Origin of the sequence: Acinetobacter sp. V2 (assembly GCF_001188385.1) — a bacterium.
Taxonomy (GTDB): domain Bacteria; phylum Pseudomonadota; class Gammaproteobacteria; order Pseudomonadales; family Moraxellaceae; genus Acinetobacter; species Acinetobacter oleivorans.
Map to the genome: position 1 here is coordinate 150,648 of NZ_JZFB01000004.1, position 7,853 is coordinate 158,500.

The window sequence follows — 7,853 nt, forward strand, 5'->3', positions numbered from 1 at the left end:
TCAGTCGTTACTTGCATGGCTTCCTCGATAAAAATTAGTGAGTAGGAACAGTTTTTTTAAAAGTGCTGTATTATATGACAACTTTCAAGATATACAAAATTAACCGATCACTTCATTTAAGTTAGCCTCGTTATTCTGGTAAATTTCACAGTAATTTTATGATTCTTTAAATATTTTTCATAAAGCATTAAGTAAAACTAATTTTTTAGTTATTCTTCATAAATCTAAAATTACAATCAAAATCTAAATTTAATCGCTTTTACAAACAATTACTAAGAATCAGTAGATTAGCTAAATAAAAGTACAATTCATCATTCAATCATTCACTTTTTCTTCATAATTCAATTGGCAAATCCAATTAACACAAACTGTACATATAAATAAGAATTATTATTATTCGCATAACCTTTTAGTTTTAGAGTCCTGAAGTCATGTCTTTGATTAGAACACGTAAAAAAATTGTTTCTTCTGCGATAGCTTCTTCGTTATCAATGATTGCAACAACAGCCATGGCACAAGAAGCAATTTCACAATTACCAACGATTCATACTCAGGCGACTCAAGAAGAATCTTTAAAAGTAGATCAGTCAGCCAACTCTAAACTAGTAGCTCCTCTTAAAGACACGCCAAAATCAGTCTCTATTCTTTCTCAAAAATTAATAAAAGATACAAACTCTAATACTCTACTCGAAGCTTTACGCTATGAACCTGGTATTACGTTAGGTGCAGGTGAAGGTGGTACGCCGTTTACAGATATGCCCTACATCCGTGGTTATAGTGCTCAATCATCTGTCTACGTTGATGGTGTTCGTAATTCTACTTCTCAAAATCGCGATATGTTTGCCATCGAACAAGTTGAAGTCATTAAAGGCTCTTCTTCTGCTCTTGGCGGCGGCGGCGGTGTAGGTGGAAGTATTAATTTAATCCCAAAAGTTGCTCATGAAGGTGATATTTACCAAGGTAGCGTTCAAGGTGGTACTGACAACTATCGTCATATCCAACTCGATGCTAACAAAGACTTTGGTAACGGTGTTGCTGGTCGTGTTGTGGTTATGGGCCATGAAAACGAAAAAGCTGGTGCAAATAATGGTGCTGAATATGCTCGTGCCGGTATTGCATCAAGTCTTGCATTTGGCCTCGATAGCGCAACTCGTGGAACACTGAGCTACTACTATTTACGTAGTAATGATGAACCTGATGCAGGTATTCCATTTCTTCCTGTTGGTGGAAAACCAATTGACGTAAAACAAGGCACATATTATGGCTGGAAAGAGCGTGATTTTGATAAGCGTGAAAACCACATTGGTACATTTAAATTAGAGCAAGATCTTGCTGATGATTTAACTTTGTCAAATACGATGTCATATACAAAATCTAAATCAGATTACATCTATACAAACGCAGATGACTCAAAAGGTAATGTAACCAAAAATGGTACTATTGTTCGTCGTGCTTTAAGTCGTATTGTAGATACTGATGCATATAGTGACCAGCTTGCGTTAAAAGGGAAATTTAATACTGGCTCACTTAAGCACTCTTTCAATACAGGTGCTGAGTGGAGCTATCAAGAATCAAGCCAAGGTGTTTACACTTTTACAGATGGCTCTGGTACAACCTCAACTGTACACAATACAAGCTGCCCTGCGAGCAGTGCTCTTTCGAATGGTTGGTGTACATCAGTAAATAATCCAATGAATGGAGCATTTACCGATACTTTAGGTAGCATCACCAATCAATATACCACCCGCAGTCGTACTGTTTCTTTATATGCTTTAGATAGCATCGAATTTAACCCTCAATGGCTTTTAAATTTGGGCGTACGTTGGGATAAATTTGAAACTGAACGTAAATATAATAAAAACATTTATAAAACAGTGGGTGGAGCTAACGGCAATTACTCAAATGATGTAAGCATTGCAGCTGGTCAGAAATTTGAAAACGACAGTGATTACTTCTCTTATCAAGCTGGTCTAGTCTATAAACCAACTGAAAATGGCAGTGTCTATGTAAGCTTTGCAACTTCTGCTAACCCAGTTGGCGTTGACCAAGGTGACGGTGCAGATGCACTCTCTACATCTTCGCAACAAGCAAATGATTTAGACCCAGAAAAAGCACGTACTTTCGAAATAGGTACAAAGTGGGACCTATTTAATAACCGTGCAAACTTAACTGCTGCAATCTTCCGCACAGAGAAGCAAAATACTCGTATCGCTATAGACGCCAATACGTCAACTAATGCTGGCGAAAGTAAAGTTGACGGCTTTGAAGTTGGTTTCAACGGTAAAGTGACTGATAAGTGGGAAGTTTCAGCTGGTTATAGCTATTTAGACAGCGAACTTACAAAAGCGGCTTACAACGCAGTTGCTCAAGAAGGTAAACCTCTTCCTTTCGTAGCTAAAAATAGCGCAACATTGTGGTCAACTTATAGAATCTTGCCTAAATTAACAGTTGGTGCAGGTGCTGAGTATCGTGACAAAGTGTTCACTAATACAAACACGGGTACAACGATGCTTGAAGACAAGTATTTACCAACCTATACCATTTACAATGCTATGGCTAAATACGACGTCAACAAGAACGTAAACTTACAGCTTAACATTAACAATATCTCTGATAAGCGCTACTTCACAAGTGCTCACCCTGCTCACTACGCGTTTGAAGGTGTTGGCCGTAATGCTGTCTTAGCGATTAACTTTAAGTACTAAGTTTAAATTCCATAATTTATTTATGGAATTAATTAAAGTTCATATAAAATAGCCTCGTCACGAGGCTATTTTTACAAATGAAGTATCTATATTAAAAGGTGTTTGCTGTGATTCATCATATCCCTAATGTTTTAAGCAAAGAGCAAGTTGCCGAGTTTCGTAAACTTATGGAAGAAGCCAATTGGGTAGGTGGAAAAGTGACGGCTGGGACCTTATCTGCTTCTGTTAAAAGAAATCAGCAACTCTCGGAACAAGATCCGCTTACTCATCATTTGAGTGATATTGTCATCAAAGCAATTTGGCAAAATCCAGTGTTTCAGGCTGCGGCCCTACCCCACAAAATTATTCCACCGCTTTTTAATCGTTATGATGAACATGAAAGCTTCGGTTTTCACGTGGACAACTCAATTCGTCTTATCCGTGGTACTTTTGAGCAGCTCCGCACCGATTTATCTTGTACGCTATTTTTAAGTGAACCCGAAGAATATGAAGGTGGTGACCTCGTTATTGAAGACACTTATGGTTATCACGAAGTCAAATTACCCGCAGGTGATGTAGTGCTCTACCCGTCTACTAGCCTGCACGAAGTCAGTAGCATTACTTCAGGTACTCGTTTTGCTTCTTTTTTCTGGGTACAAAGTTTGGTACGCGACGATAGTAAACGCCATCTTTTATTTAACTTAGATGAAAGTATTAGAGAATTACGTAAAACACACGGCGACAACTATCCAGAAGTCATGAAGCTCACCAACATTTATCATAATTTAATTCGAATGTGGTCAGAGCTATAACTACATTTATTTTTGCCTTATTGAGATCATATAATTTCTTTTACCTCAATATGGCAAAAATATGAAAATTATTTTCTCAAAAATATAAAACTGCGCAAAATTAGAAAATTATTTTCTAATTTCTAAGATTAAAATTACGATAAGAATTTTGCACAAGGTGTAATCATTGTTTAGATGTGATATATCTAAATATCAAGATTACCAGCAAACCATCAAACTTATTATTTCACGGTCTAGAGATGAAAACGAATTACTTGTTTGCCCAGCCTACTCAAGCAAGACATCATCCGCAACTCCTGATGCTGCGCCAAGCGCGCGTATAAAAATTTTGTCTGCTTTCTAAAGCAGCACTTTGAAATTCCCTTTAATTTTTCTGAATTAGATACCATATATTAAGTAGAGACGTTGCCTTTTAAATATATCCAAAGCAACTGCGCTACGAGACAAGGAGTTTTCTCATGATGTTGGCTGACCCAAGCAAAAAATACCGCCGTATGTACCAACGAGTGGATTTACCAGATCGCCAATGGCCAAATAAAGAAATTACAAAAGCGCCAATCTGGATGAGTACTGATTTACGTGACGGTAACCAAGCAATTTTTGAACCGATGAACATGGAACAAAAATTCAAAATGTTCAAAATGCTTGTAAAAATCGGTTTTAAACATATTGAAATCGGTTTCCCTTCTGCGTCTCAAATTGACTTCGATTTTACTCGCATGTTGATTGAAGAAAATCATATTCCTGATGACGTATACATTGAGGTTTTGGTTCAAGCACGTGATCATTTAATTGAACGTACTTTTGAATCTTTGGCAGGTGCTAAACGCGCAATTGTGCATATTTATAACTCTAACTCTCCAACCTTCCGTCAAAAGGTGTTGAATGTAGACGTTAATGGTGCAAAACAATTAGCAATTAATGCTGCTCAAAAAGTTAAAGAGTATGCGGCGCAATATCCTCAAACTGACTGGATTTTCCAGTACAGCCCAGAGTGTTTCTCTGCAACTGAATTAGAAGTCGCTAAAGATGTCTGTGATGCCGTCACAGAAATTTGGGATGCACGTCCTGACCATAAAGTGATTTTAAACTTACCCGCTACTGTAGAAGTTTCTACGCCAAATGTTTATGCAGACCAAATTGAATGGATGCATCGTAATTTGGCACGTCGTGATGGCGTGATCATTTCTGTTCACTGTCACAATGACCGCGGCTGTGGTATTGCTGCATCAGAACTTGCCATTATGGCGGGTGCTGACCGTGTTGAAGGTTGTGTGTTCGGTAATGGTGAACGTACGGGTAACGTTGACGTTGCAGCTATTGCATTGAACATGTACACCCAAGGCGTAGCACCAGAGTTAGATTTCTCTAACATTAATGAAGTGATTGCAACAGTTGAAGAATGTACTGGCTTACCTGTACACCCTCGTCATCCATATGCAGGTGACTTGGTATTTACTGCATTCTCTGGTTCACATCAGGATGCAATCAAAAAAGGCTTTGAATACCAGAAAAACGAAGAAATCTGGGATATGCCTTACTTGCCAATCGACCCGAAAGATTTGGGCCGCGACTATGACGCAGTTATTCGTGTAAATAGTCAGTCTGGTAAAGGCGGTATTGCTTACTTATTAGAAGCAAACTACAACGTTGTATTGCCACGCCGTTTACAAATCGAATTCAGTCAGGTTGTTCAACAATATGCTGATGATAATGGTACAGAAATTAATGCAAAAGAAATCTGGATCTTGTTTAAAGACACTTATGTTGATGTGAAAAACCACCATTACACAGTCAAAAACTACAGATTATCTGACATTAATGGCACTCAGATTATCGAACTTGATGTTGATGTTGAAGGTGAAACACAACAACTTCGCGGTGAAGGTAATGGACCAATCTCTGCATTCTTAAATGCGCTTCAATTACCAATTGACGTATTGAACTATGAAGAACGTAGTATTAGTTCAGGTGCAAATGCGAAAGCATTAACCTTGATCGAACTTCAAGTCAAAGGTACAGGTAAAGGTTCATTTGGTGCAGGTGTTCATGACAATACAGTCACCTCATCGATTGAAGCAATTATTGCATGTACTAACCGTTTGATTGATCAAGGCGTTTTAAGTACAGATCAGGTTGTTGCCGCCGCTGTTTAATTTAAAAAAACTCTTTTGAAAGGATACCTAGCTTGGTATCCTTTCTTTTTATTCCTGAAAGATTTAAAAGGCGAAATGTTCCCGTGTCTTTTCCAGCTGATTCAGTGGGGTTAGTCACTCCGCAAAAGTTCCAATTTGAAGAACCATTACATCTTGAATGTGGGCGTGTTTTGCCACGTTTTGAATTAATGGTTGAAACTTACGGCACTTTAAATGCAGATAAATCAAATGCCATTTTAATCTGTCATGCTCTTTCCGGACATCATCATGCAGCGGGTTATCACCATGAAGATGATAAAAAAGCTGGATGGTGGGATAGCTGTATTGGCCCGGGTAAAGCAATCGACACAAATAAGTTTTTTGTAGTTTCGCTCAATAATATTGGTGGATGTAGCGGCTCAACTGGCCCAACGTCACCAAATCCTGAAAATGATAATCGCCCTTATGGACCGGATTTCCCGTTGGTAACGGTACGCGACTGGGTCAAAACTCAGGCCATGCTTTCTGACCTTTTGGGTGTAGATGCTTGGTATGCAGTTGTGGGTGGATCATTAGGAGGCATGCAAGCACTACAATGGTCAGTAGACTATCCTGACCGCTTACAAAAGTGTGTGATTATTGCCAGTGCACCAAAGCTTTCAGCACAAAATATTGCATTTAATGAGGTTGCGCGTCAGTCGATCTTATCTGATCCAGACTTCCATCATGGTCGTTATTTAGAAAATGATAGCTACCCGAAACGTGGCCTGATTTTGGCTCGTATGGTCGGTCATATCACCTATCTTTCAGAAGAGGCCATGAAACAAAAATTTGGCCGTGATTTAAAATCTGGCAAATTTATGTATGGTTTTGATGTTGAGTTTCAAGTCGAAAGCTATCTTCGTTATCAAGGCGAACAGTTTAGCCGTAACTTTGATGCCAATACTTATCTCATCATGACCAAAGCTTTGGATTATTTTGACCCATCACGTGAATACAATCATTCGTTAACAGAAGCGATGGGTAAAACCAAATGTCAGTTCCTGATTGTCTCATTTACAACAGACTGGCGTTTTGCCCCTAGTCGCTCTCAAGAAATTGTAGATGCACTTATTACCAATCATAAGCCAGTAAGTTATCTCGATATTGATGCTGAGCAAGGCCATGACTCGTTCTTATTCCCGATTCCACTGTATGTCAAAACCATGCGCGCTTTCTTAGGCGGTGAAGAACACTTAAAATCGACATCACTGGAGGCAAGTTAATGCGTATTGATCAACAACTGGCAGAAAAGTGGATTAAACCCGGCTCAAGCGTACTCGATTTAGGGTGTGGTGATGGTGAATTACTCGCTCATATGAGCCAAAAGCATCAAATTCGTGCTTATGGTTTAGAAATTGATCAAGAAAAGATTGCAATTGCCGTCAGTCGCGGGTTAAATATTATTCAACAAGATTTGAATCTCGGTTTGAGCCGTTTTGCCGACCAGTCTTTTGACTATGTGGTTATGGCACAGGCTTTGCAAGCTGTAGATGCACCGGATGTTTTATTAAGAGACATGGTGCGTGTGGGTAAACAGGCAATTATTACTTTTCCAAACTTTGCGCATTGGAAGACTCGTTCTTTTCTTGCATTAAAAGGAATGATGCCTGTATCGGATGCTTTACCATATATGTGGTATAACACCCCCAATATTCATCTATGTACATTTAAAGATTTCGAAGCACTCTGTGCTGAAAATCAGATACAAATTATTAATCGACTCGCCGTCAATGGAAATCAGCAGGGAAGCCTGTTAAGCAAACATGTTCCTAATTTGTTTGGTGAAGTCGCTATTTATCGAGTGAGTGCACTATGAAAAAGACATTATTTAGCACACTATTTGCAGGACTGCTAAGTATGCAGGCTCATGCAGATTATATCGCCCAGCCACAATCGGTTGCGAGTCAGGCTGCACGCTTTTCAACAATGGGGGTTAATGACCTTCAGAAAGCTGCAAAAGCTGGTCAAGCAGGCGCGCAATTTTACCTTGGTACACACTACCAATATGGTAAAGATGTAGAAAAAGACGAAAAACAAGCTTTCGCATGGTTTAAAGCAGCAGCTGATCAAGGTTTATCACCAGCTCAACTTAACGTGGGTCGTATGTACGCCGACGGTATTGGTGTTAGAAAAGATGAGTCAATGGCTCGTAAATACTTTGAAAAAGCAGCAAGCAATGG

At 39.0% G+C, this 7,853-nt stretch carries 6 protein-coding genes; all 6 read left to right on the forward strand.

Annotated elements, in window-relative coordinates:
• Positions 1-431 precede the first annotated feature (431 nt).
• Positions 432-2,705 carry a TonB-dependent receptor gene (locus UC75_RS13655; protein ID WP_049837914.1) on the forward strand — a complete coding sequence of 758 codons (2,274 nt, stop codon included), beginning with the start codon at positions 432-434 and terminating at the stop codon, positions 2,703-2,705.
• 107 nt (positions 2,706-2,812) lie between these two features.
• Positions 2,813-3,496 (forward strand): Fe2+-dependent dioxygenase, encoded by a 684-nt coding sequence (locus tag UC75_RS13660; RefSeq protein ID WP_049837915.1) that lies wholly within the window; start codon positions 2,813-2,815, stop codon positions 3,494-3,496.
• A 458-nt stretch (positions 3,497-3,954) separates the two neighbouring features.
• The gene (leuA, locus tag UC75_RS13665) at positions 3,955-5,652 is read left to right on the forward strand and encodes a 2-isopropylmalate synthase (RefSeq protein ID WP_049837916.1); all 1,698 of its coding nucleotides are present in this window, start codon (positions 3,955-3,957) and stop codon (positions 5,650-5,652) included.
• 83 nt (positions 5,653-5,735) lie between these two features.
• Positions 5,736-6,896, forward strand: coding sequence for a homoserine O-succinyltransferase MetX (gene metX / locus UC75_RS13670; RefSeq protein ID WP_049837917.1), 1,161 nt, complete (start codon positions 5,736-5,738; stop codon positions 6,894-6,896).
• Complete coding sequence (metW, locus tag UC75_RS13675) at positions 6,896-7,489, forward strand: methionine biosynthesis protein MetW (protein WP_001217230.1); 594 nt, start codon at positions 6,896-6,898, stop codon at positions 7,487-7,489. Before metX ends, metW begins: the two co-directional genes overlap by 1 nt.
• The coding region (locus UC75_RS21745) for a tetratricopeptide repeat protein (RefSeq protein WP_228137375.1) at positions 7,486-7,853 on the forward strand (368 nt) is incomplete at its 3' end. The genes metW and UC75_RS21745, both read left to right, overlap by 4 nt.

Excerpts from the sequence above, each read along its gene's own strand:
- UC75_RS13655 (WP_049837914.1), top strand. The coding sequence starts at position 432 with ATGTCTTTGATTAGAACACGTAAAAAAATTGTTTCTTCTGCGATAGCT.
- leuA (WP_049837916.1), top strand. The coding sequence starts at position 3,955 with ATGATGTTGGCTGACCCAAGCAAAAAATACCGCCGTATGTACCAACGA.
- metW (WP_001217230.1), top strand. The coding sequence starts at position 6,896 with ATGCGTATTGATCAACAACTGGCAGAAAAGTGGATTAAACCCGGCTCA.